The organism is Qipengyuania oceanensis (assembly GCF_009827535.1).
Taxonomy (GTDB): domain Bacteria; phylum Pseudomonadota; class Alphaproteobacteria; order Sphingomonadales; family Sphingomonadaceae; genus Qipengyuania_C; species Qipengyuania_C oceanensis.
In genome coordinates this window covers 628,181-650,422 of record NZ_WTYN01000001.1, presented here as the reverse complement: position 1 = coordinate 650,422, position 22,242 = coordinate 628,181, and the positions used below count along the sequence as shown (strand labels likewise).

The following is a 22,242-nucleotide window of genomic DNA, read 5'->3' as shown; positions in this document are numbered from 1 at the left end:
AAGGGGTGGTCGGGCGGCCCGGACCGACCAGTGTCTAGACGGCGGGGAGGCCACGTGGTTCCCGCTACAGGCCATCGGTTCAGCCGATCAGATCCTCGTGTGATCGCTCGAACCGCACTGCTGCCTGGGTGTCCAACCGCCGGCACATGTCGACCCAGTATTCGCTTTCCGCGATATCGCCCGCTTCGCGCGCCTGTTCGGCAAAATCGAGCGCTGCCCGCGCGGCGCCAAGTCCGTGCTCGGCGAAATGCCGCAGCGTCGCCTCCGTCAGTCCGTCGATGATGGCCGTTTGCGCGGCGGGCTCGTCGTTGGCGGGTATGCCCCTGCGCGCATTCCCCATGATCCGGGCGAGCGGAGAGGAGGCGCGCGACCGCGCGGCAGCGAAATGAACTGTCATGGACTGGTGAACCTGCGATCCGTTTTGTTGTTGGCGAGCTTGTGGACCATCACCCGCTAAAACCCGGTTCGTGCTTACGGTTTCCGCCTTGTTAATCGCAGCCTGCGGGCTTGCGCAGCGCCCTGCTGCGGCCTAATGGCCCGCCCGACGTCACGGGTTGTCCGGGAGACCGGACCTAAGAGGGAAAGGAGTGAGAGGCTTGTCCTCGAACCTCCTGCTGCCCCCGCAACTGTGACCGGGGAGCGATCCCGCCACATGCCACTGTTCGACGAGGGCGGGAAGGCGGCGGGAAAGCGGTGATCCGGGAGCCAGGAGACCTGCCTGCGATGGTCGTTCGAGCCGGCGGGCGGGGTGTACCGAAGGCAGCGGGATCCGTGGAGGGCAATGGCCCTGCGCGCATCTGCGTCTGAGCGACAATGTCGTTCATGATGGAGATGTAAATGCGAAAACCCGGATACCTGTTTGCAACCGCTACCGCCGCCGTCGTCTTTTCTGCACCCGCGATGGCGCAGGACGCTGTCGAAACCGCCGACATCGTCACCGGCGATCCCTATCACGCGCCGTGGACGATGATCGTCACCGGAGAGCCGGAGCGGGTCGACGAGGTCGGCCAGGCAGTCACCGTGCTGGGCGAGGGCGACGTGGTACAGGGGCCGGACATTGTCCGCCTGATCGAGCGGGCACCGGGCGTGACCGTTGCGCGCAACGGGCCGGTCGGCGGTTTTACCGGCGTCTTCGTGCGCGGTGCGGCATCCGAGCAGACGCTGGTCCTGATCGACGGCGTGCGCGTCAGCGACGTGGCTTCCCCCGGCGGCGGATTCGACTTCGGCAATTTGCTGCTCGGCGAGGTCGAGCGGGTCGAACTGCTGCGCGGGTCCAATTCGACCGTCTGGGGCAGCGATGCCATGGGCGGAGTGATCTCGGTGGTGACGCGCTTGCGCCCGGAACCTGTGGCCAGCGTCGAATACGGCGGCGACGACGAGCTTTACCTGACCGCTTCTGGCGCAGTGCAGGGCGATCGCTACGGCTTCGGAATCGGCGCGAGCCATTACGAGGGCGACGGATTCTCATCGGCTGCATCAGGCACGGAGCCGGACGGATTGCGGCAGACGGCGGTCCACGCGCGCGCAGACCTGATGGCGGCGGAGAGCCTCGACTTGGCGTTTAGCGGACGGTACGCCGACGGGCGGCTCGATATCGATGGCTATCCCGCACCGAACTACACTTTCGCCGATACCGCTGAATACCAGGATACGCGCCAGCTGTCCGCCCGGGCGCAGGTCCGCTATGTCGCGATCGACCGGCTGGAATTGCAGGCTGCCTACACCATTGCCGATACTGCCCGCGACCTGTTCGATCCGGCTTCGGGTGACGCGGCCTATTTCGAAAGCGACGGCAAGAGCCAGCGCGCCGAGTTTTCCGCCAATTACATGCTGTTCCAGGAACTCGACGTGAAGCTGGGTGCCGAGCGCGAATGGCAGGATTATCGCACAGAGGGATACGGTGCCCTATCCGACGGAACCGCGCGCCTGTCGTCCGCCTACGCGCTGCTCGATTACGACCGCGGTCCGGTACACGGCTCGGCCGGTGTGCGGCTGGACGATCACGACCGCTTCGGCAGCCAGATCAGCTTCGGCGCGAACGGCAGCTGGGAATTCGCCGAGCACACACGCCTGCGCGCATCATACGGCGAGGGATTCAAGACGCCGACGCTCTACCAGCTGCTGTCGGACTACGGAAACCGGTTCCTGCAGCCCGAAACGAGCAAGAGCCTCGATGTAGGAATTGAACACGGCACCCGCGGCGCGCCGGTCCATGCGGCGCTGACTTTGTTCCGCCGCGACAGTCGCAATCTCATCGATTTCGTGTCCTGCTTCGGGTCGTCCGCTGGGTTCTGCACCGATCCTGCCTATCCGCGCCCCTTTGGCACTTACGACAATATCGGCCGGGCGCGCGCGCAGGGTGTCGAGGTCGAACTGGGCGCGCAGGTGAGCGAGCGGCTCTCGGCACTGGCGGTCTACAGCTACATCGACACCGAGAACCGGACGGCAGGCAGCGCGAACGAAGGCAACTGGCTGGCGCGCCGGCCGCGCCATGCGCTGACCACGTCGATGGACTGGCGCAGCCCGCTGGCGGGCCTGTCGCTGGGAGGCGACGTGCGCCTGGTCGGCGACAGTTTCGACGATGCGGGCAATGTCACCCGGCTGGATGGCTATGCGCTGGTCGATGTTCGGGCGAGCATGCCGCTCGGCGAGAAGGTAGAGTTTTTCGGACGCGTCGAGAACGTCTTCGACACCGATTACACGACGGTCGCCGGTTATGGCACGCAGGGCCGCGCGGCCTACCTCGGCGCGAGGCTGCGGATGTGAAGAGCTTGCTCGCCCTTGTCGTCGCAAGCGTCCTGCTGACGCTGGGAGGCTGCGCCGGGTCGCCAGCCGCTCGATCGCGCGACGGCGAGGGCGGGCATCCCCTTGTGGTCAGTCTCAACCCGTGCACCGATGCGATCGCCGCCGAGACTGCCGCACCGGGCCAATTGCTGGCGATCTCGCATTACAGTCACGATCCGTCGGCAAGCTCGATGAACCCGGCGCTGGCCCGCAGTTTCGCGGCTACCGGCGGGACGGTCGAGGAAGTGCTCGCGCTCGATCCCGACATGGTGATCGCGGGCGCTTTCCTGCCCCCGTCGACCCGCCGCGCGCTGGAGGATCTGGGCATCCGCGTAGAGACCTTCGGCATTGCGTCGAGCGTCGCGCAATCGCAGGCGCAGGTGGCGCGCATGGGCGATCTGCTCGGCGAGCAGGGCAAGGCGCGGGCGCTGTCCCGGCGGATCGAGGATGCCGTGCAAGACGCGCGAACCGACGGCACGTCGGTGGACGCCGTGCTGTGGCAGCCGGGCGGCATCGTTCCCGGCGAGGGCACGCTGGTGGGCGAATTGCTGCGCAATGCCGGGTTCGCGAATTATACCGCCGCGCGCGGGCTGGGACAGGCGAGCTATCTTCCCCTCGAGGCCGTAATCGCCGATCCGCCGCAAGTCCTGCTGGTCGCCGGGAACGAGCGTGGGCAGCAGCACCCGGCCTTGCGCGAAATTCCGGGCATGACGGTTGCGCGTTTCGATCCCTCGCTGCTCTACTGCGGCGGGCCGACCATCATCCGCGCCGCAGAGCGGCTGGCCGATGTGAGGGCGAGCGTCGAATGACACGCCTCACCGCCATTCTCCTCGGCCTGATCGCCCTCGCCGTGCCGCTCTCGTTGCTCGCCGGACGCGTGTGGATCGATCCGGCGAACACGCCCAATGCCGCCGTCATCCTGATGGAATTGCGCCTGCCGCGCGCCGTCCTTGCGCTGGTCATCGGGTCGGGCCTCGGAGCCGCAGGCGCCGCGATGCAAGGCTACCTGAGAAACCCGCTCGCTGATCCGGGGCTGTTCGGGATTGCACCCGGCGCAGCGCTGGGCGCGGTGCTCGCACTGTTTCTTGCCAGCCGCGGGGCGGGCATCGACACGGCGCATGTGCTGCCGATCTTCGCGCTGGCCGGGGGGGCGGGTGCGATGGCGCTGCTGGTCCTGATCGCGGGGCGCAGCGGCGGCATCGCGCTGTTCACGCTTGCCGGCTTGATGGTCGCGAGCCTCGCCGGCGCGCTGACGAGCCTGGTCATCTCGATGGCACCCAATGCCTTTGCCATGGGGGAGATCGTGAGCTGGCTGATGGGCGCGCTGACGGATCGCGGGTGGAGCGATGTGTGGCTCGCCGCGCCACTGACGATGGTCGGGATCGTGCTGCTGCGGCTTGCCGGACCTTCGCTCGACGCGATGATGCTCGGCGAGGCCGCTGGCCGTTCGCTCGGCGTTCGCCCCGCGCTGGTGCAGGCGCTGCTGGTGCTCGGCACCGGACTGACCGTCGGCAGCGGGGTCGCGGTCGCCGGTATCATCGGCTTCGTCGGACTGATGGTACCGCATCTCGTGCGCCCGTTCACCGATCGCCGGCCGTCCCGGCTGATAGCGCCGAGTGCGCTTGCGGGCGGCCTCATGCTGCTGCTGGCCGACATGGTGGTGCGGGTGCTGCCACTGGTGACCGAATTGCGGCTCGGCATCGCGCTCAGCCTGCTGGGTGCGCCGTTTTTCCTCGCGCTGCTGCTGCGGATGCGCAGGGGGCTGGCATGAAGCTTCGCGCACGATCGCTGTCGGTGGAGCGGCGCGGGAAAGCGATCCTCGGACCGCTCGATCTCGAACTGGAAGCGGGCACGATCACCGCGATCTGCGGCCCCAACGGCGCAGGCAAATCGACGCTGCTCACAATGCTTGCCGGATTGGAGAAGCCCTCCGGCGGTGCTGTCGCGCTCGATGATCGACCGCTGGCAGCGCTGCACCCGCGCGAGCGCGCACGAGCGATCGGCTATTTGCCGCAGGACGGGGGCGTCGCTTGGGACGTGTCGGTCCGCAATGTCGTCGCGCTCGGTCGGTTGCCATATCGCGATGCGACGCCACAGAGCATCGACGCGGCGCTCGCAGCGCTGGACCTCCTGGACTTCGCGGATCGACCCGTCTCGAGCCTGTCGGGCGGTGAAAGAGCGCGCGCACTCCTCGCGAGGGTGCTTGCCGGCGAGCCGCGCTGGATACTCGCCGACGAGCCGCTGGCTGCGCTGGACCTCGCGCACCAGCTCGCCTTGCTCGACGTGCTGAGACGGCAGTCGCGAGACGGGACCGGCGTGGTGCTGGTCGTCCATGATCTCGCCGTCGCGATGAACCACGCCGATCGCGTCGTGGTGCTCGACAAGGGCAGGGTGGCTGCGGATGGCGCACCGCAAAGCGCGCTCTCGGCCGAGATTATCCGCGAGGTGTGGGGCGTCGAGACATCGTGGCAAGGAAAAGAGGGCGCGAAGGCCCTCTCCTTTTAGTAGATTACGTTTGTAAAGACGATCAGGTGCGGGTGACCTCCGATTGCGACCTCGGGTTATCGTAACTGGCTTCCATGAAGATCTTCTCCCGCCGGTCGCTGCGATATTCGAGACCCTTCAGCTTCTGGCCCGCCGCGTTGTGATAAGCGAGTTCTTCCGCGATCGCTTCGTAGTCGCCGACCTCGATGGCACGGTTCAGTTTAGGGCTTTCTTCGGGAGAAAGATTACCCGCACCGACGTTGAAGACGAGATCGACCAGCGCGTCGAATTCGTGCTGGTAGAGAGGCAGATCGCCGACTAGCTGCACCACCGCATCCTCGGCGATGCGCAGGTCCTGTTCCAGGAGGAGCGCCATGCGACCTTGCGATATCCTGTCGCCCACCTTCAGATTGTCCTTCGGGATCACCAGGTGCCCCACGCCGACTGTCAGATATCCGACGGGGTCCGCGTAGACCGTATGATGCATCCCTTCTTCCTCGATCAGCGCCATCTTCATCTGATCGCTTACGAGAATCTGTGAAGCGGGCACACGCACCTGGGTCGGATCCTGGAATTGGGCAGAGGCCATTGCCGCCGATGGCATGTAGAAAGCGCCCGTACCGACGGCCGCCGTGTTCAGCGTAATGGCACTCGCTCCCAAGGCGACGGCCATCTTCTTGCGCTTGGTTTTCGACCGCAGACCCTTCTCGATCCGCATCTGTCGCAGATCCTGCCGGATTGCCCGTTTTCGCTTTATACGCCCGAGCAGGTCATTGCCGGGTTTGGCCGGGGTTGTCTGACGCGCCATCGCCTTCGGCACGCTCTGCGCCCTTCGGCTGGACTGGATCGTCCGGATGGGGTGGCCGTACGGCTTGCTGTCGCGCGGGGCCATCAGTTGAGAGGAAGGATACGTGCTGACCACGTATCCAGCAGCCTCACGCTGCCGTATCTCTCCGTCCCGAGCCCCCGCATGGTCAGTGTTTTCGGCATCATCTTGCCGGTGCTTCGTCGTTTTTTCCTGTCGTTCATCGATATCGGTCCACCATTTCTTTATTGCTTGGGGCGGCACAAAACATGCGCGCCATTCAGTTGATCAACGGTTGGATCAGGCAGAACGGTCCTCGGCTCAGCCCGCAACCTGCACGGTTCGGGCGTGAACGATGCGCTGCGAACGCCGGCGACCATGTTGTAAACCCGCTGGCTGCCCCCACATCGGCGGCTCGTCGGGGATGCGCCTGTCGCTCCCCTTGACAGTCAAGAACATTAGCGGAACACCGTAGCCCATGGCACTCACGAAGATCAGCGTCAAAGGCGCGCGCGAACATAATCTCAAAGGCATCGACATCGATCTGCCGCGCGACAGCCTGATCGTGATCACGGGGCTGTCCGGGTCGGGCAAGTCGAGCCTGGCTTTCGACACGATCTATGCCGAGGGGCAGCGGCGCTACGTGGAGTCGCTGAGCGCGTACGCGCGGCAGTTCCTCGAGATGATGCAGAAGCCCGATGTCGAGCATATCGACGGCCTGTCTCCGGCCATCTCCATCGAGCAAAAGACCACCAGCCGCAATCCGCGCTCGACCGTGGCGACGGTCACCGAAATCTACGATTACATGCGCCTTCTGTGGGCACGGGTGGGCGTGCCTTATTCGCCGGCCACCGGCCTGCCGATCGAGGCCCAGACTGTCTCCAACATGGTCGACCGGGTGATGGAACTGCCCGAAGGCACGCGGCTGTACCTGCTCGCCCCCGTGGTCCGCGGACGCAAGGGCGAATACCGCAAGGAACTGGCCGAGTGGCAGAAGGCGGGCTTCACCCGCGTGCGGATCGACGGCGAGATGTACGGCATCGAGGAAGCACCCGCGCTCGACAAGAAATTCAAGCACGATATCGAGGTCGTGGTCGACCGGATCGCCGTGAAGGACGGTATCCAGACGCGCCTGGCCGACAGTTTCGAAACCGCGCTCAAGCTGGCCGAGGGGCTTGCCTTCGTCGATCTCGCCGATGGCGTGGTGCCGGGGCGCGAGAGCGAAGCCGAAGGTGGCGGCGCGATGAAGGGTGCGGGTCTGCCTGCTAACCGCATCGTCTTTTCCGAGAAGTTCGCCTGCCCGGTGTCCGGTTTCACGATCGAGGAGATCGAGCCGCGGCTGTTTTCCTTCAATGCGCCGCAGGGGGCATGCCCGACCTGTGACGGTATCGGCGAGAAGCAGCTGTTCGACTCGCAGCTGGTCGTGCCGAACGAGGCGCTCAGCCTCAAGAAGGGCGCGGTGGTGCCGTGGGCCAAGTCCAACCCGCCGTCGCCTTATTACATGCAGGTGCTCGCCAGCCTGGCGAAGGAGTTCGAATTTAGTCTCGAGACGCCGTGGGAGGATTTCGACCAGGAGATCCGCGACATCATTCTCCATGGCACGCGGGGCCGCGCGATCCCGCTCACCTTCAAGGACGGGCGCAAGCAATACACGGTCAAGAAGCCGTTCGAGGGCGTGATCGGCAATCTGAACCGCCGGCTGCTGCAGACCGAGAGCGCGTGGATGCGCGAGGAGCTGTCGAAGTTCCAGACCGCGCAGCCGTGCGAAACCTGCAACGGCAAGCGCCTCAACGAGAAGGCGCTGGCGGTAAAGGTCGGGCCGGGCGACAAGGCGACCGACATCGCCACGCCGACCAAGATGAGCGTTTCCGACGCGAAGGACTGGTTCCTCGCGCTGCCCGACCAGCTCAACGACACGCAGAGCCAGATCGCCAAGGCCATCCTGAAGGAGATCAACGAGCGGCTCGGCTTCCTCGACAACGTCGGGCTCGATTATCTCAACCTCGACCGGACCAGCGGCACGCTGTCGGGCGGGGAAAGCCAGCGCATCCGCCTCGCCAGCCAGATCGGCTCGGGCCTGTCGGGCGTGCTCTACGTGCTCGACGAGCCGAGCATCGGCCTTCACCAACGCGACAACGACCGGCTGCTGGAAACCCTCAAGCGGTTGCGCGATCTCGGCAATACGGTGATCGTGGTCGAGCATGACGAGGACGCGATCCGCCAGGCGGACTACGTGGTGGACCTCGGGCCGGGCGCGGGCGTGCGCGGCGGCGAGATCGTGGCGCAGGGCACACTGAAACAGGTGCTGAAGTCCAAAAAGTCGCTCACCGCCGATTACCTCACCGGGCGGCGCGAGATCGCGGTCCCGGCCACCCGCCGCAAGGGCAACGGGCACAAGCTGACCGTTCACGGCGCGCGGGCGAACAACCTCAAGGACGTGACCGCCTCGATCCCGCTCGGCACCTTCGCCTGCGTCACCGGCGTGTCCGGTTCGGGCAAGTCGTCCTTCACCATCGACACCCTCTACGCCTCCGCCGCGCGCCAGTTGAACGGGGCGAGGGTGGTCGCGGGCGCGCACGACAAGGTCACCGGCCTCGAATATTGCGACAAGGTGATCGAGATCGACCAGTCGCCAATCGGCCGCACCCCGCGCTCCAACCCGGCGACCTATACCGGCGCCTTCACCAACATCCGCGACTGGTTCGCCGGCCTGCCCGAAGCGCAGGCGCGCGGCTACAAGCCGGGCCGTTTCAGCTTCAACGTCAAGGGCGGCCGGTGCGAGGCGTGCCAGGGCGACGGGCTGATCAAGATCGAGATGCACTTCCTGCCCGACGTCTACGTCACCTGCGAGGAATGCGGCGGCAAGCGCTACAACCGCGAAACGCTGGAGGTGAAGTTCAAGGGGCTGTCGATCGCCGACGTGCTCGACATGACGATCGAGGATGCGGAAACCTTCTTCAAGGCCGTCCCGCCGATCCGCGACAAGATGCACATGCTGAACGAGGTCGGCCTCGGCTACGTCAAGGTCGGCCAGCAGGCGACGACGCTCTCGGGCGGCGAGGCGCAGCGCGTGAAGCTCGCCAAGGAACTGTCGAAACGCAGCACCGGGCAGACGCTCTACATCCTCGACGAGCCGACTACGGGCCTCCATTTCGAAGATGTGAGGAAGCTGCTCGAAGTGCTCCACCGGCTGGTCGACCAGGGCAATTCGGTGGTCGTGATCGAGCACAATCTGGACGTCATCAAGACCGCCGACTTCATCCTCGACCTGGGGCCGGACGGCGGCGTGCGCGGCGGCGAGATCGTGGCGCAGGGCACGCCGGAGGAGGTGGCACGCGAACCGCGCTCCTTCACCGGGCAGTATCTCCAGCCGATGCTCGCCAAGGCGAAACCGGCCAAGGCGAAACCGGCGACGGCTTCGGACAAGGCCCGGTCTTCGGGCAAGGCGAAAGCGGAAACCGAGCCGGCGGAGTAATCCGCCTGCCGCCGGTCAGCGCCGGGTGGCGCGTTCGACCAGCTCCTTCGCTTCCTTGAGGCCGATCCCGGCGCGCTCGCGCACCAGCCTGATCGCCTCCACCTTGCGGCCCTTCTGCAGGGCATCGCGGATGTCGGGCACGGCGAGCAGCGCTTCCACGTCCGAGCGCGCGGTGTCGGGCGCGACCTCGCGCTGGCCGGACGGTGCTCGCTCGAGCGCGGCGATGGTCTTGCGCTTCTGCCGCGCGATCATGTCCTCCCCGCCGCGCCGGAAGCGCAGGAAGATGGCGAGGACGAGGACGATCGCCCCGATCGCGACGACAATGGCGAGAAGGGGTTCCATCGCCCGAGCCTAGGCGCGGGGGCTTGCCGGGGCAATGGGGGTGGGGAACCGGCAGTTTCGGCGAGATGACAGACAGGTAATTCGACCGATGAGTCCTCTTCCACGATGAAGAGCCGATCGGCAGTTGGCCGACAACAAGAAAGGGCAATCGGCGGGTCGCCTCTCCGGTCGCAAGAATGCCATGATCCTCGAACAACGCGAAGACTCCTTCAGGGCCACCTTTGCCGGTGACGACGGACTGCTCCCTCGGTTTGAAGTTTATCACTGGAACCGCCAGCGGTGTGTCGAACTCGGGACCGCCTGCCTCGAAGGCGCACAAGCCCGCTTCCCGGAAGACTTCCCGAAAAAGAGGCAGCCCGTAACCGATGCCGTGCTGGGCCTGCTGGGCGTGACGATAACTGCCGGCCAGGTGCTGTCGGCGGTGGGAATGATGCTGGCATGACGCTTTGCTGCGGGTCGCAAAGGTAACGGACCCCTCGACCGGCCTGCACTGCGCTGACATGCGCGAGCTGCTGGAAGTGCGGCACCGGCTGGTCGAGCAAGGAAATTAGTTGGTCCTGATCGAGCACAATCTCGAGGTCATCAAGACCGCCGGTTTCATCCTCGACCTGGGGCCGGACGGCGGTGTGCGGGGCGGGGAGGTTGTGGCGCAGGGTACGCCGGAGGAAGTGGCCGAGGTGGCGGAGAGCTACACGGGGCAGTATCTCAAGCCGATGCTGGAGCGGCAGCGGGAGGCGGCGGAGTAGCGGGCAGCGTCTCTTGAGTTAGGCTACTATCAGAATGGCAACTCCATCTGGAAGCGCTTTTCAGAGTACTCAACTCTACGCTTGCGGCCATCAAATAGTGCATCAAGCAGGCCTATGTAGTCCTCGTGTAACTCCGCGTAAGAGAACCCATAAAGTCTATTCTCAGTTCGAACAATATGATCGAACATTTTGGAATCGAGATTCTCGGACACAAAATTCCGCAAGTCACGTCCAAGGTGGTAGTTCCACCTTAGCGCCCTCCGAACTGTACGAACAAGATTACCATCAATACTTGGGTTGGGAAGTAGGTTTACTTCCAACTTCCTTTTCAAGGCACTATCAAGGTATCGATCTTGGGCGATCACTTTTCGAGTGTTGAGGGTGTAAAGTACTGCATCAACGTTGAAGAAAGTGGTTTTTGTTAGGTCAGAAAGCTCACGGACACGAACATGGCCTTGAGTGTGGGCCCAAGTATTGCGCAAGGCCCAAAAATCCACCTTCCATCTGGGAAAGCGGATACCGTATCCGCCGAACCGATTTGGCACGGCATTGAGAGAGCGGGCGATTTCGTCGACTCGATTTGGTGCTATGTTGAGCACAAGATCGACGTCGGATGAAAAAGATGCCGCACCACCTGTTGCGATGTCCCTTACCATCCCGCCAATAATCGCTACCTCGCCTTCCTGTAAAAATTGAGTGCGAAGTAGGTGTCTAAGTTCTTGTAGTGGCTGTGATTTGTCATACCAAACGTAGTCATCCACACGCCTCTTTATCTGTTTCGTCGAAGCAGAGAGGCTCATTCTACAGTCGCGATTTCTTTGGCGATATTCATAGCAAAACTGTCAGTCATTCCAGAAATCATATCCGTGAGCAGGCGCAGTTCTCGATACCTCAGCCTTTGAGCGCAACCCTCACTGCCAGCCTGAGCCAAGTCAGTTGCGGCTTCAATATAATTTGAACTGATCAGACTGTACACATATCTGGAAAAGGCATCGCTCCGCTTGGAGTCGATCTTTGTCGGATCCTTGCGGACATGAATCGCTGTCCAAAAGTGAGACATTAGCTCTTCGACGGAACGTCTTCCAATTGCCTCGACTTGCAGAACCTCAGTGTTCCCAAAAGCATATTCAAATGCGATTCCTTTGAGACAGTCGCAAAGTTCGCTGGAATCCATGAGGGGCAGTATCGGCGTGAGAGCCAGTATCTCCGCTTCCTTAGCCAAATACGCGTCGGTCGCATGTTCAATGAGATTGGCAATCAAGTGTGACCGGGCGTAGCCGATTTTTATGTCGCGGATGATTGATGGAGGTCGGTTGGATTGATCGGCCTTCTGAAAATCGGCCAGAATCTTGTCGGAAAGAACGGTATGATTTCCATCTGCCTGTAGGACATTGATTAAGTCATTTGGCGAAATGATGCCCTTTTTCATCGCGTCTTCGACATCAAGCACACTGTAGGCAATATCATCGGCTGCCTCCATTAACCAAGTCAATGGGTGCCGCTGTCCCTCACTCAGACCTGTTTGCTCCCATGCCCAATGAATGATGTCGGCTTCCGAAGCAAAGAAGCCAAACTTCTTTGCAATCGGATCATCCTTGTTCATGTTTGCTGCGCTGACCGGATACTTCAATGATGCGGCAATAGTTGCCGCAGTCAAATCAAGTCCGACTTTACCAAAAGAGGTTTGTAGGCGGGTTAGCAGCCGGATCGACTGAGGGTTGCCGTCGAATGACGTGAACTCTGCTTTGCAATCGGTTGTGACCGGCTCAATCGCCCCGCTGCTCTCTGCGTCGGACTCTCTATCAAAAATCCAGCCTTTCCTTTGTTCGAACCAGCGAGAGATTGCCGCCTCTCCTTGATGCCCGAACGGTGGATTTCCCAGGTCATGAGCCAATCCGATAGCGCCCAAGATGGGCGCTACCACCTTCTCAAAATCTTGGCCGTCAAAAGAAGCGGCGTTTCTACGCTTGATCCGCGCCCCAATCGACCGAGACAGGTTGGAAACTTCGTGAGAATGCGTGAGCCTCGTTCTTACGCCATCGTTCTTCTCGAGCGGAAAGACTTGAGTCTTGTCAGATAAGCGCCTGACAGGAGTGGAGAACAGAATGCGATCGTGATCGTGCTCGAAGGCGGATCGGTGTGCCCGGTCTCCATCGGTGCCCTTTTCGTCAGGTTTTCCTGGAGACAGCCTCTCCGTGGACCAAAAACTCTGTTCTCTGCTCATGCGACCTCTCGAATCAAATCGGAGCTTGTATCGTATCGGCTGATACGTTGAGCAAGGGTAAGATTTATGCCTCGAAGCTGTCCTACTTCCACACGGGCGTATAACTAACTCGGTTCACTCAAACCCATGAGGTGAACCATGAACGCTCTCGTCCCAATCGAAGCCGCCCCCACCGCCGGTGCTCACGGGGAGGCGCACACCGTGTTCTCGCCCCGGCGGCAGGCCGAGTTTCTCGCTAGCCTCCAGCTGTTCGGCAATGTCCGGCTCGCCTGCCGGGCGGCGCGGGTCTCGGCGCAGACGGCCTATCGCGCCAGGCGCGCCTCGCCCGGTTTCGCGCGGGCGTGGGATGCCGCGCTGCTCGCCGCGCGCGATCATGCCGAGCAGGTGCTCGCCGACCGGGCGCTCGACGGGTGGGAGGAGGCAGTATTCTACCACGGCGAGGAAGTGGCGCGGCGGCGGCGCTATTCCGACCGGCTGCTGCTCGCGCACCTGGCGCGGCTCGACCGGCTCGGCGAACGGGCGGAAGTGACCGTCATGCTCCCGCGGCTCGACGCGGCGATCGCTGCCCTGCGCGAAGGCACTGCCGCCGAGGTGGCGCTGCCCGACCTGCCGGTGGACGTTTATTGCGAGGAGTGTGCTCCATGTGCTCCATCCTGTGTGACTTGCGGGGAGGAGATCCAACCCGGCTGGGAGGAGGAGCATGCGGCGGCGCGCCTGCGCGCGGCGTTGCGGCCGCAACTGGCGCACGCGGAAGGCTAGGGGCTGGTACCGCCGGCGCGAGCGGCCCCGCGCTGGCAAGCGTCAGGAAAGGAGTTCGAGCTCTACCGAGCCGTGGCCGCGGGCGATCAGGCCGAGTTCGGTCGCTGCGGCGCGGCTCACATCGATCACGCGGTTGCCGTGGAACGGGCCGCGATCGTTGATCGTGACGACGACGCTGCGGCCGGTCGCCGGATTGGTCACGCGGACCTGGCTGCCGAAGGGCAGGGTTCGGTGCGCGGCGGTCATGGCGTTCATGTCGAAGCGCTGGCCGCTCGCGGTCGGGCGGCCGTGGAACTTGCGCCCGTAGTAGGAGGCGACGCCTCCGCCCAGCGGCTTGCCCTGGGCTTCGGGTTCGACCGGAACCTCGATCGAGGTGATGTCGACCGCGCCGGCGCTGACCTGCGGGCGGGCCTTGGGCACGGCCAGATGGTCGAAGCTTTTTGCTACCGACAGCTCGGTCGCGTCGCCTTCGTCGGCGAGCGCCGGAGTGGCGGCGTTGGCAGGCAGGAGCAGCGCAGCAGCCATGAAGGCGGCTCGCAGCGGGCGTGCCAGAACGGCTTGGATGGTCCCTCGCGTCATGGGAAGGACGTATACAGGGGTAAAATGGGGGTGGGCACCACCGCGCGGGCGGCTCGCCCCGCGGTTGGCTCGACTGATCGCGAGTCCGTGCGCCGTTAACTACGTTTCGGCCCGCGATCGGTTCCGCGCTGGAGGAATCTACGTGGAAATGCCCGGAAAATCGCGCGCAGACCGATTCGGCGGGCAAAATGGCGGGCGGGGGCGGGTCCGCCAAAGCAAATGGGGCCGGCATTGCTGCCGACCCCACTCTTACCGGTCCGTGGTCATTTTCTGGTCCGAAGACCGTCAGATGAACTTGGCACCCGATGTTTTCCTGTCCTCCCACCGAAGCGGAATTCCAGTTCTGTCACCGGTGCTCGCACCGGCATCCGGTTCCGGGCGCGTCTCGGTCCGTTTGCGTCCAGGCCGAAGCCCTTTCGCGCCGGTTTCCGTCGTTTCCCGACACCGGGACCGTTCCAACCGTGTGGCCGATGCCTCGAGCGGTATGAAGACCTTGCGATCTCGCATCCCTTCGGCTTCGACCGGTCTTCCCGGCCCATGTCGATCTTGCGTTCGCGTTCCTTTCAACGATTGGCTTCGTGTCCGGCCGGAGCCTTTCACAATGCCGATCTCCAGGACCGCGCGGACAGTGACCGCCATGTCGGTTCGGGTCCGAAATTCCGTTTCGATCCGGTCCGAAGACCTTTTCGAAGTGGCTTTTCCTTGCCGTTCCGATGAGTTGAAGCTGCGCCTGAATCGTGAGTCGCACAAGCAGGCGAAATGGGAGTTATCCACTTTTCAACGAAATGCCTGTGGACGCGAGTGGATAACTCCACGCCTCGCCGCAAAGACCAGGCAGGTGGCGAATTCAGCCCCGATCGCGCTGGGCGAGCAGCCGCAGGCGCAGCGCGTTGAGCTTGATGAAGCCCGCCGCATCGGCCTGATCGTAGGCGCCCGCATCGTCCTCGAAAGTGACGTGCGCTTCGGAATAGAGGGAGTTGGCAGACTTGCGGCCGACAACGCTGGCGTTGCCCTTGTAGAGCTTGAGCCGGACCGTGCCGCCGACCTTCTCCTGGCTGTGGTCGATCGCCGCCTGCAGCATCTCTCGCTCGGGCGCGAACCAGAACCCGTTGTAGATGAGCTCGGCATACTTCGGCATCAGCTCGTCCTTGAGGTGTGCTGCGCCGCGATCGAGCGTGATCTGTTCGATCCCGCGGTGGGCGCGGGCATAGATCTCGCCGCCCGGGGTTTCGTACATGCCGCGGCTCTTCATACCGACGAAACGGTTCTCGACCAGGTCGAGCCGTCCGATGCCGTGCTTCTTGCCCAGGTCGTTCAGCGCTGCGAGGAGCGTGGCCGGGCTCATCGCTTCGCCATTAAGGGCAACGCCATCGCCCTTTTCGAAATCGATGGTGATGTACTCGGGAGCATCCGGCGCATCTTCGGGATTGTTGGTCCGCGAATACACGTAGTCGGGCGTCTCCTCCCACGGGTCTTCCAGCACCTTGCCTTCGGACGAGGTGTGGAGAAGGTTGGCATCGGTCGAGAAGGGGCTTTCGCCGCGCTTGTCCTTGGGAACCTGAATCTGGTGCTTTTCGGCGAAATCGATGAGCGCGGTGCGGCTGGTCAGATCCCACTCGCGCCACGGGGCAATGACTTTGACGTTCGGGTCGAGTGCATAGGCCGACAGTTCGAAGCGCACCTGGTCGTTGCCTTTGCCGGTCGCGCCATGGGCGATCGCGTCCGCGCCGGTCTCGCGCGCGATCTCGATCAGGCGCTTCGAGATGAGCGGGCGCGCAATGGAAGTGCCGAGCAGGTAATCGCCTTCGTAGCGGGCATTGGCGCGCATCATCGGGAAAACGAAGTCGCGCACGAATTCCTCGCGCAGGTCGTCGATGAATATGTGCTCGTCGGGGATGCCCATGAGCTTGGCCTTGGCGCGAGCAGGCTCCAGCTCCTCTCCCTGGCCCAGATCGGCCGTGAAGGTGACGACCTCGCAGCCGTATTCCACCTGCAGCCACTTGAGGATCACGCTGGTGTCGAGCCCTCCGGAATAGGCGAGGACGACTTTCTTCACGTCTGCGTGAGCGGATGCGGACATGGGCGGACCTTTGCGAGCTGATGCGTGGTTTGGGAACGGCGCGCGGCTAGCAGGGCGAGGGGCGTCGGGCAATCGTTACAAGCTTGCCCGCGCTAAAGCTGAGGTCTGTTGGAAGGAGGGTTCGAGCCACGAGGCTCCTTCAGCGCAGCTGGCTATCCTTGCTGCCGCGGCGATTGATGCCGGAGCTGCGGGCAGTGCTGTCGACCCCCGATTGGCACGAGACGCAGCGCTTCACGCCTGGCAGGGCGGCGCGCCGTTTCTCGGGTATTTCCTCGCCGCATTCGACGCACCATTGCTCGCTTTCGCCAGAGGGAAGGCGGGCACGCGCGGCACTGACCGCGTCGGACACGGTATCGTCGATCTGGTCCTGAACGGCGCCATCACGCGCCCATCCGCCTGCCATTGAACGGTCTCCTCACCTCGAAAGGTAAGACATATCTCGCCTATTTCAACGCATTGCGCCGTTCGGGCGATGGCAAGGCAAGCGACGTAACCGGCGGCCTCAGAGGCCGGCATACCACTGATATCCGCGGTCTTCCCAGTAGCCGCCGTTGCCGCGCCCGATACCGTCGAGCGTCGCGACCGCCTCGATACCGGTCAGATATTTTGCCTGCTTGTAGCCGAGTTGCCGTTCGACGCGCAGACGCAGCGGCGCGCCGTTCTTGACCGGTAGCGGTTCGCCGTTGAGCGCATGGGCGATGATCGTCTGCGGATGGTACGCATCGTCGAGGTCGATGCTTTCGTAATAGGGATCGCCGCCCAGCGTGTCGGCACAGCGGAACAGGATGAACTTCGCTTCCGGTTTGACCTGTGCCGCCTCCAGCAACAGGCCGAGTTGCGGTCCGGTCCATTCGCCGATGGCGCTCCACCCTTCGACACAATCGTGCCGGGTGACTTGGGTGCGCTGGGGCAGGCGGCGGATATTGTCCATGTTGAGCGTCAGCGGTTGCTCCACGAGGCCGCCGATTTCGAGCTGCCAGCCGGCGAATCCGGTGGCCGTCTGGGCCGCATATTCCGGGGTATCGACGCTGGTGGACCCGTTCCCGCGAAAGTCCGGCGAGATCGCCGACCGGGGAAATTCCGGTGCCAGAGCATCGCCCCGCAAGACTTTCTGTGCGGTTTCGTGCCAGTTTTCGGCGAGGGCGAACAACCGCTCTCCGGGGCCGGACTTGGCAATTCTGGAGCAGCCGGCGGCCAGGAATGCGGCAGCGCCTGCCAGCAAGGTGCGACGGTTCATGGCCTGTCTCCCGTGATCATTCCGCAGATCTGTTTGATTGGCCCGGTCGCAAGTACCAGCGCGATGTGCACGAGGAAGAACCCGAAGGTCAGTGCGGCGAAAATGAAATGCAGCGATCTGGCGCTCTGGCGTCCGCCGAGCAGATCGACCAGCCAGCCGAGCACGGGCTCGATACCCGGGCTGATCGCGAGCCCGGTGAAGATCATCATCGGCAGGAACAGGCCGTAGACCGCGCCGTAGGCAAGCTTCTGCAGGAAATTGTAGCCGCTACCGTGGTCGAAATCGAATTTGAGGTGCGACACCAGATCCGCCTTGATCGCGCTCCAGCGCCATTCCCTGCGTGTGGTCGCGACATCGCGCTTGAAGTGCCGGTTCGCCAGCATTGCGATCCAGACGAACAGCAAGCCGAGCGCGAAGGGCCAGGCGGCGAGGAAATGCCAGCTGCGGGCCTGCGCGAGGCTGTAGTAATCCGGGATCGTCATCCACTGGGGAAAGCGCGGGACGTGCAGCCAGGCCTGTTCGGGTGCGAAGCCCCAGTCGCCCCAGTAGAGACGCGGGTGGGCGTTCGAGATGTTGAGGCCGCTCATCAACAGCACGACCAAGCAGATCAGGTTGATCCAGTGCCACAACCGCGTCGAGAGAGCATGTCGCATCATCCATTCTCCATTTCGCGCGCGAGGTAGATTACGTCGCGCGGCTGGCTGAGCAGGTGCTGCCCGCTGTCGACGTAAATTGTCTGTCCACTTGCCAGGTGACCGTCGGCGAGGAACAAGCAGGCGTTTGCGACCTCGTCCGCACCGGTCTTGCGGCGCAGCAGGTTCAGGCGATGGCTGGTCTCGGTTTCCGCCTCGCTCTGGTCGTGGCTCGGCAGGATCGCACCGGGCGCAAGGCCGTAGACACGGTCGCGCGGATCGTTCGCCTGCATGGCCAGCATGGCGATGCTCGCATCCATGGCATGCTTGCTGATGGTATAGCTGAAGAAATCGGGGTTCGGATTTTCCAGCTTCTGGTCGGTGAACTGGATGACCCTGCGCCCCTCGCGCGCAGAGGTGGAGCGCAGATAGGCTTGCGCCATCATGGTCGGCGTGCGCGCATTGACGATGTTCGCCTTGCGGTACTTTCGCCAGTCGAGGATCTCGCCTTCGTCCGGCTCGAAAACGGCAGCGCAATTGATGAGCAGGCGCCAGTCGGACAGCCGGCCAGCCAGGGATTGCACCAGCGAAACCGCGCCGTCGCTATCGATCAGGTCGACATGCACCGTTTCGGCAGAGGGAAGGGAGGCGGCAAGCGCCTCGGCCTCGCTGGCGGAACTGCCGTAGTGAATGATGACGTGCCAGCCGACATCGGCGAAAGATCGGGACAGGACCGCGCCGATGCGCTTCGCACCGCCCGTGATCAGGACTGCCGGTCTGTCATTTCCCATCCGTCTCCGGTTGTAGCGTCAAATTGCGCAAAGAAAAGGCGCGCCGCGATCGTTATAGACCGGGCGCGCCTGTTCTCGCGTCGTAAGCGATCGGCGGATCAGCAGATTAGCGGCACTTCAGGCTGCCGCGGTCGATCTCGCGACCGACGATCGCGCCTACCGCACCGCCGAGAATGGCGCCGAGCGTGCGATCGCCACGCCCTGCGAGTTCGTGGCCGGCCAGCGCGCCCACGCCAGCGCCGATGACGAGGCCCGTCGTGCCATTGTCGCGGCGGCAGTAGTAGCGTCCGTCGTCACCGCGCCACATGCGGCTAGAGCGCGTGATGCGGCGCGGCTCGTAGTAATAGCCACGCGAGTCATATACGCGCGAACCCCGATCGTAGCGGTCATAATGGCGATCCTTGGCGCGCTTGCCGTGCGCCGGCGCCCATGGCGGCGGGTCGGCGGCGGCGGGGGCTGCCATGCCCAGGCCGGTCACGGCCATCGTGCCGGCGGCGAATGCGAGAGCGAACTTCTTCATACCAATGTCCTCATGGCTCTGTTTTCTGTTGCGACCCGTTTTGTTCAGCGCAGCACAACGCAAGATGAACAGAATTGGCGGGTGACGAATTAGAGACGAACCGTGGCGAACCGGCGGACGAGCCGTTGATTTAAAGCGAAATCCGCTTTGCAATGTCGTGGATCAGGCGGTCGGAAACCCGGTCCAGCGCGGCCAGTTCGCGCAGCTCGGATTCGCTTCCGCCCGGCTTCGCATAGACGCAGCGGAAGGCCCGCTCGACTGACCATTCCGGATGGCCACGCTCTACGAGAACGAAAGCATCCCCGGCCTGCGCGATGCCTTCCTCCAGCACCCGATAGAACCAGCCAGAGCGCGCTGCGGCGACCATCGCCTTTACCACGCCCTTTCGCTGCAGGTGCTGTTCGATGGTGGCGCACGGCTGACGCGGCTGCGTTACTTCGATCAATGCCGTGCCGAGCCGGAAACGGTCGCCGATGCGGACATCGGGTTCGAGCAGGCCGGTGCTCGACAGGTTCTCGCCGAGACCGCCTGCCGCCCCCAGCGGCTCCGGATCTGCGAACCGGGCGGCCATCCATTCATGGTGCTCGAAAGGCAGGTGATGGAGCGCCATGGCGGGATAGCCGTGATGTCGGCGATCGACTTGTACGTCGCCCGCCAGGCCACGCAGGCCGATCACGACCGTGCCCGACAAGGGCGATTTCGCGATGCCGCTTCGCTTGCCGCTGGCGAGAGGGTGCGCGCGCCCGGCGCAGATGGCGTCGATCGTTACCTTCATGTCGGCAAGACTTTCTGCGCATTATCGCGGCGAACGGTCAGGGCCAGCCAGTCACGCGCTATGTTGTCGAAGCCGCCGCCGAGATATTCCGACGCTTCCACGATTTGCCAGCCCGCGATGTCTTCATACCGTGCACGCAGCCATTCCCGGTCGGGGAAATTGTAAAGCCGGCCAAAGGTATCGCGATCCTCGCCGGCGCCGAGCTTGAAATTGGCGAAATGCCATCCGCCGGGCGTCAGCGCGCGATGGATGCGCCCGAGCACCGATGGCAGTGCATCGCGAGGGCAGTGCAGCAGGCTCGCATGCGCCCAGACCGCGTCGTATTCGCCAATTGCCTCCAGCTCGTCGAAGCGCATGAGGCGTGCCGGGAGGCCCCAGCGCTCCCGTGCCTTTCTGACCATGGCCGGCGTGCCGTCGGTCGGATCGACGCTGAACCCGCGACTGGCCATGTGCGCAGCATCCCGCCCGCCGCCGCAGCCCAACTCGAGGATCCGTGCGCCAGCATCGAGACGATCGAGAAACGCGTCCAGATGTCGGCTCTGCGCCTGAGCGCCGCTCGCCGTGTAATGCGGCGCCTCGCGCTGGTAGAAGGCAATCGTCGCTTCGTCGCCGCTCACGCGTGGGCTTCGGCTTCGGCTGCTTCTCTGTCGCGCTGGGCGCGGCTCTTCTTTTCCGCCGCCGTCTTGAGTTGGCCGCAGGCCGCATCGATGTCGCGGCCACGCGGAGTGCGTACCGGCGCGCTGATACCCGCTTCGAAGACGATGTCGGAGAACGCCCTGATCCGCTCCGGGCTGGAGCATTCGTAATTCGCGCCGGGCCACGGGTTGAACGGGATGAGATTGACCTTGGCGGGCAGGTCGAACTGCTTGATCAGGCGAACGAGTTCGCGTGCATCCTTGTCGCTGTCGTTCTTGTCCTTGAGCATCACATATTCGAACGTGATCCGCCGCGCATTGCTGGCGCCCGGATAGTCGGCGCATGCCTGAAGCAATTCCTCGATGCCGTACTTCTTGTTGATCGGCACGATCTCGTCGCGGATTTCCTTGGTTACCGCGTGGAGCGAGACGGCGAGATTTACGCCGATCTCTTCGCCGCACCTGGCCATCATCGGGACGACGCCGCTGGTCGAAAGCGTGATGCGGCGCTTCGACAGGGCAAGGCCGTCGCCATCCATCACCAAGGTCAGCGCATCGCGGACATTGTCGAAATTATAGAGCGGTTCGCCCATGCCCATCATGACGATATTGGTGAGCAGGCGTCCATCGGAAGTGTAATGACCCGCATCCTCAGCATCCTCGAGGCCCGCCATGCTTCCTTTCGGCCATTCGCCGAGCGCATCGCGCGCCAGCATGACCTGACCGACGATCTCGCCCGGAGTTAGATTGCGGACCAGTTTCATGGTGCCGGTGTGGCAGAAGCGGCAGTTGAGGGTGCAGCCGACCTGGCTCGAGACGCACAGGGTTCCGCGATCGGCGTCGGGAATGAAGACCATCTCGAATTCGTGACCGTCTGCAGTGCGGAGCAGCCACTTGCGCGTGCCATCGGTCGAATGCTGCGCCTCGACCACGTCGGGCCGCCCGATGACAAAGCGCTCCGCGAGCCAAGGGCGCATGGTCTTGGCGATATCGGTCATCGCCTCGAAGTCGGTAACGCCGCGATGATAGATCCAGTGAAATACCTGCTTGGCGCGCAGCTTGGCTTGCTTCGCATCGAGCCCGGCATCGGCGAACAGGTCGCGGATGCGCGCCTTGGGCAGGCCGAGCAGGTCGAGCTTGCCGTCCGCGCGCGGTGTGATGTCGCGCGCCACGGGGACCGGGTCCACTTGTCCCGGAATGCTCATCAGATGGGTATCGGCCATGGCGAGCCATATAGTGCGGGAGCAGCAAGAGCGAAAGGTCGAGCGCGAAAGCCGGCTTCGGCGCGCAGGTTCCAAAATACCGTCGCTGGCCGCGCACGGCTCAACGCAACATTGTTACTTTTGGGCAACAGATATTTCGTTGTATTGTATT

22 protein-coding genes, 1 pseudogene and 1 riboswitch are annotated in these 22,242 nt (G+C 63.6%); of the genes and pseudogenes, 8 read left to right on the top strand and 15 right to left on the bottom strand.

Annotated elements, in window-relative coordinates:
- Positions 1-79: 79 nt before the first annotated feature.
- Positions 80-397, bottom strand: coding sequence for a hypothetical protein (locus GRI48_RS03165; RefSeq protein ID WP_160671284.1), 318 nt, complete (start codon positions 395-397; stop codon positions 80-82).
- 137 nt (positions 398-534) lie between these two features.
- Positions 535-736: riboswitch (cobalamin riboswitch) on the top strand.
- Positions 737-837: 101 nt separating this feature from the next.
- Here GRI48_RS03165 and GRI48_RS03160 point away from each other — a divergent pair.
- Genes GRI48_RS03160 through GRI48_RS03145 form a run of 4 tightly spaced genes read left to right on the top strand, consistent with a single transcriptional unit; the run spans position 838 to position 5,289 of the window.
- Positions 838-2,766: a TonB-dependent receptor plug domain-containing protein gene (locus GRI48_RS03160; protein WP_160671281.1), complete on the top strand. Its 1,929-nt coding sequence runs from the start codon at positions 838-840 to the stop codon at positions 2,764-2,766.
- Positions 2,763-3,593 carry an ABC transporter substrate-binding protein gene (locus GRI48_RS03155; RefSeq protein ID WP_337190761.1) on the top strand — a complete coding sequence of 277 codons (831 nt, stop codon included), beginning with the start codon at positions 2,763-2,765 and terminating at the stop codon, positions 3,591-3,593. Before GRI48_RS03160 ends, GRI48_RS03155 begins: the two co-directional genes overlap by 4 nt.
- Complete coding sequence (locus GRI48_RS03150) at positions 3,590-4,555, top strand: FecCD family ABC transporter permease (protein ID WP_160671278.1); 966 nt, start codon at positions 3,590-3,592, stop codon at positions 4,553-4,555. The genes GRI48_RS03155 and GRI48_RS03150 overlap by 4 nt, the downstream gene beginning before the upstream one ends.
- Positions 4,552-5,289, top strand: a complete 738-nt coding sequence (locus GRI48_RS03145) for an ABC transporter ATP-binding protein (RefSeq protein ID WP_160671275.1) — start codon at positions 4,552-4,554, stop codon at positions 5,287-5,289. The genes GRI48_RS03150 and GRI48_RS03145 overlap by 4 nt, the downstream gene beginning before the upstream one ends.
- A gap of 22 nt (positions 5,290-5,311) precedes the next feature.
- Here the strand turns inward: GRI48_RS03145 and GRI48_RS14480 are convergent, their stop codons facing one another.
- Complete coding sequence (locus GRI48_RS14480) at positions 5,312-6,337, bottom strand: lysozyme (protein WP_337190760.1); 1,026 nt, start codon at positions 6,335-6,337, stop codon at positions 5,312-5,314.
- A gap of 214 nt (positions 6,338-6,551) precedes the next feature.
- On the opposite strand from GRI48_RS14480, the gene uvrA reads away from it, so the two are divergent.
- Positions 6,552-9,548, top strand: coding sequence for an excinuclease ABC subunit UvrA (gene uvrA / locus GRI48_RS03135; protein WP_202389177.1), 2,997 nt, complete (start codon positions 6,552-6,554; stop codon positions 9,546-9,548).
- Positions 9,549-9,563: 15 nt separating this feature from the next.
- Here the strand turns inward: uvrA and GRI48_RS03130 are convergent, their stop codons facing one another.
- A complete protein-coding gene (locus tag GRI48_RS03130) occupies positions 9,564-9,890 on the bottom strand; it encodes a ribosomal protein L7/L12 (RefSeq protein ID WP_202389176.1) in 327 nt (108 codons plus the stop codon).
- A gap of 124 nt (positions 9,891-10,014) precedes the next feature.
- Here GRI48_RS03130 and GRI48_RS03125 point away from each other — a divergent pair, with 124 nt between their 5' ends.
- Entirely contained in the window at positions 10,015-10,332 is a 318-nt protein-coding gene (locus GRI48_RS03125) for a hypothetical protein (RefSeq protein ID WP_160671272.1), read from the top strand.
- A 28-nt stretch (positions 10,333-10,360) separates the two neighbouring features.
- Positions 10,361-10,636, top strand: a pseudogene (locus GRI48_RS03120) (hypothetical protein); the annotation flags it as partial.
- 29 nt (positions 10,637-10,665) lie between these two features.
- Here the strand turns inward: GRI48_RS03120 and GRI48_RS03115 are convergent.
- Positions 10,666-11,436: a hypothetical protein gene (locus tag GRI48_RS03115; RefSeq protein WP_160671266.1), complete on the bottom strand. Its 771-nt coding sequence runs from the start codon at positions 11,434-11,436 to the stop codon at positions 10,666-10,668.
- A complete protein-coding gene (dgt, locus tag GRI48_RS03110) occupies positions 11,433-12,860 on the bottom strand; it encodes a dGTP triphosphohydrolase (RefSeq protein WP_160671263.1) in 1,428 nt (475 codons plus the stop codon). Before dgt ends, GRI48_RS03115 begins: the two co-directional genes overlap by 4 nt.
- 138 nt (positions 12,861-12,998) lie before the next feature.
- On the opposite strand from dgt, the gene GRI48_RS03105 reads away from it, so the two are divergent.
- On the top strand, positions 12,999-13,619 hold the full coding sequence (locus GRI48_RS03105; protein ID WP_160671260.1) for a hypothetical protein: 621 nt from the start codon (positions 12,999-13,001) through the stop codon (positions 13,617-13,619).
- Between the two features lie 42 nt (positions 13,620-13,661).
- Here the strand turns inward: GRI48_RS03105 and GRI48_RS03100 are convergent, their stop codons facing one another.
- From GRI48_RS03100 to rlmN, 10 genes are all read right to left on the bottom strand, one after another.
- Complete coding sequence (locus GRI48_RS03100) at positions 13,662-14,198, bottom strand: septal ring lytic transglycosylase RlpA family protein (protein WP_160671257.1); 537 nt, start codon at positions 14,196-14,198, stop codon at positions 13,662-13,664.
- Positions 14,199-15,045: 847 nt separating this feature from the next.
- Entirely contained in the window at positions 15,046-16,278 is a 1,233-nt protein-coding gene (locus tag GRI48_RS03095; protein ID WP_160671254.1) for an argininosuccinate synthase, read from the bottom strand.
- Between the two features lie 139 nt (positions 16,279-16,417).
- Positions 16,418-16,681 carry a DksA/TraR family C4-type zinc finger protein gene (locus tag GRI48_RS03090; RefSeq protein ID WP_160671251.1) on the bottom strand — a complete coding sequence of 88 codons (264 nt, stop codon included), beginning with the start codon at positions 16,679-16,681 and terminating at the stop codon, positions 16,418-16,420.
- A 99-nt stretch (positions 16,682-16,780) separates the two neighbouring features.
- Positions 16,781-17,515: a molybdopterin-binding protein gene (locus tag GRI48_RS03085; RefSeq protein ID WP_160671248.1), complete on the bottom strand. Its 735-nt coding sequence runs from the start codon at positions 17,513-17,515 to the stop codon at positions 16,781-16,783.
- Positions 17,512-18,171 (bottom strand): cytochrome b/b6 domain-containing protein, encoded by a 660-nt coding sequence (locus GRI48_RS03080; RefSeq protein WP_160671245.1) that lies wholly within the window; start codon positions 18,169-18,171, stop codon positions 17,512-17,514. Before GRI48_RS03080 ends, GRI48_RS03085 begins: the two co-directional genes overlap by 4 nt.
- A complete protein-coding gene (locus tag GRI48_RS03075; protein ID WP_160671242.1) occupies positions 18,168-18,938 on the bottom strand; it encodes an SDR family oxidoreductase in 771 nt (256 codons plus the stop codon). Before GRI48_RS03075 ends, GRI48_RS03080 begins: the two co-directional genes overlap by 4 nt.
- A gap of 106 nt (positions 18,939-19,044) precedes the next feature.
- Positions 19,045-19,458, bottom strand: coding sequence for a glycine zipper 2TM domain-containing protein (locus GRI48_RS03070; protein WP_160671239.1), 414 nt, complete (start codon positions 19,456-19,458; stop codon positions 19,045-19,047).
- Between the two features lie 130 nt (positions 19,459-19,588).
- Positions 19,589-20,233, bottom strand: coding sequence for an MOSC domain-containing protein (locus tag GRI48_RS03065; protein WP_160671236.1), 645 nt, complete (start codon positions 20,231-20,233; stop codon positions 19,589-19,591).
- Positions 20,230-20,850, bottom strand: coding sequence for a methyltransferase domain-containing protein (locus GRI48_RS03060; protein WP_160671233.1), 621 nt, complete (start codon positions 20,848-20,850; stop codon positions 20,230-20,232). Before GRI48_RS03060 ends, GRI48_RS03065 begins: the two co-directional genes overlap by 4 nt.
- The gene (gene rlmN / locus GRI48_RS03055) at positions 20,847-22,091 is read right to left on the bottom strand and encodes a dual-specificity RNA methyltransferase RlmN (protein ID WP_160671230.1); all 1,245 of its coding nucleotides are present in this window, start codon (positions 22,089-22,091) and stop codon (positions 20,847-20,849) included. Before rlmN ends, GRI48_RS03060 begins: the two co-directional genes overlap by 4 nt.
- Between the last annotated feature and the right edge of the window lie 151 nt (positions 22,092-22,242).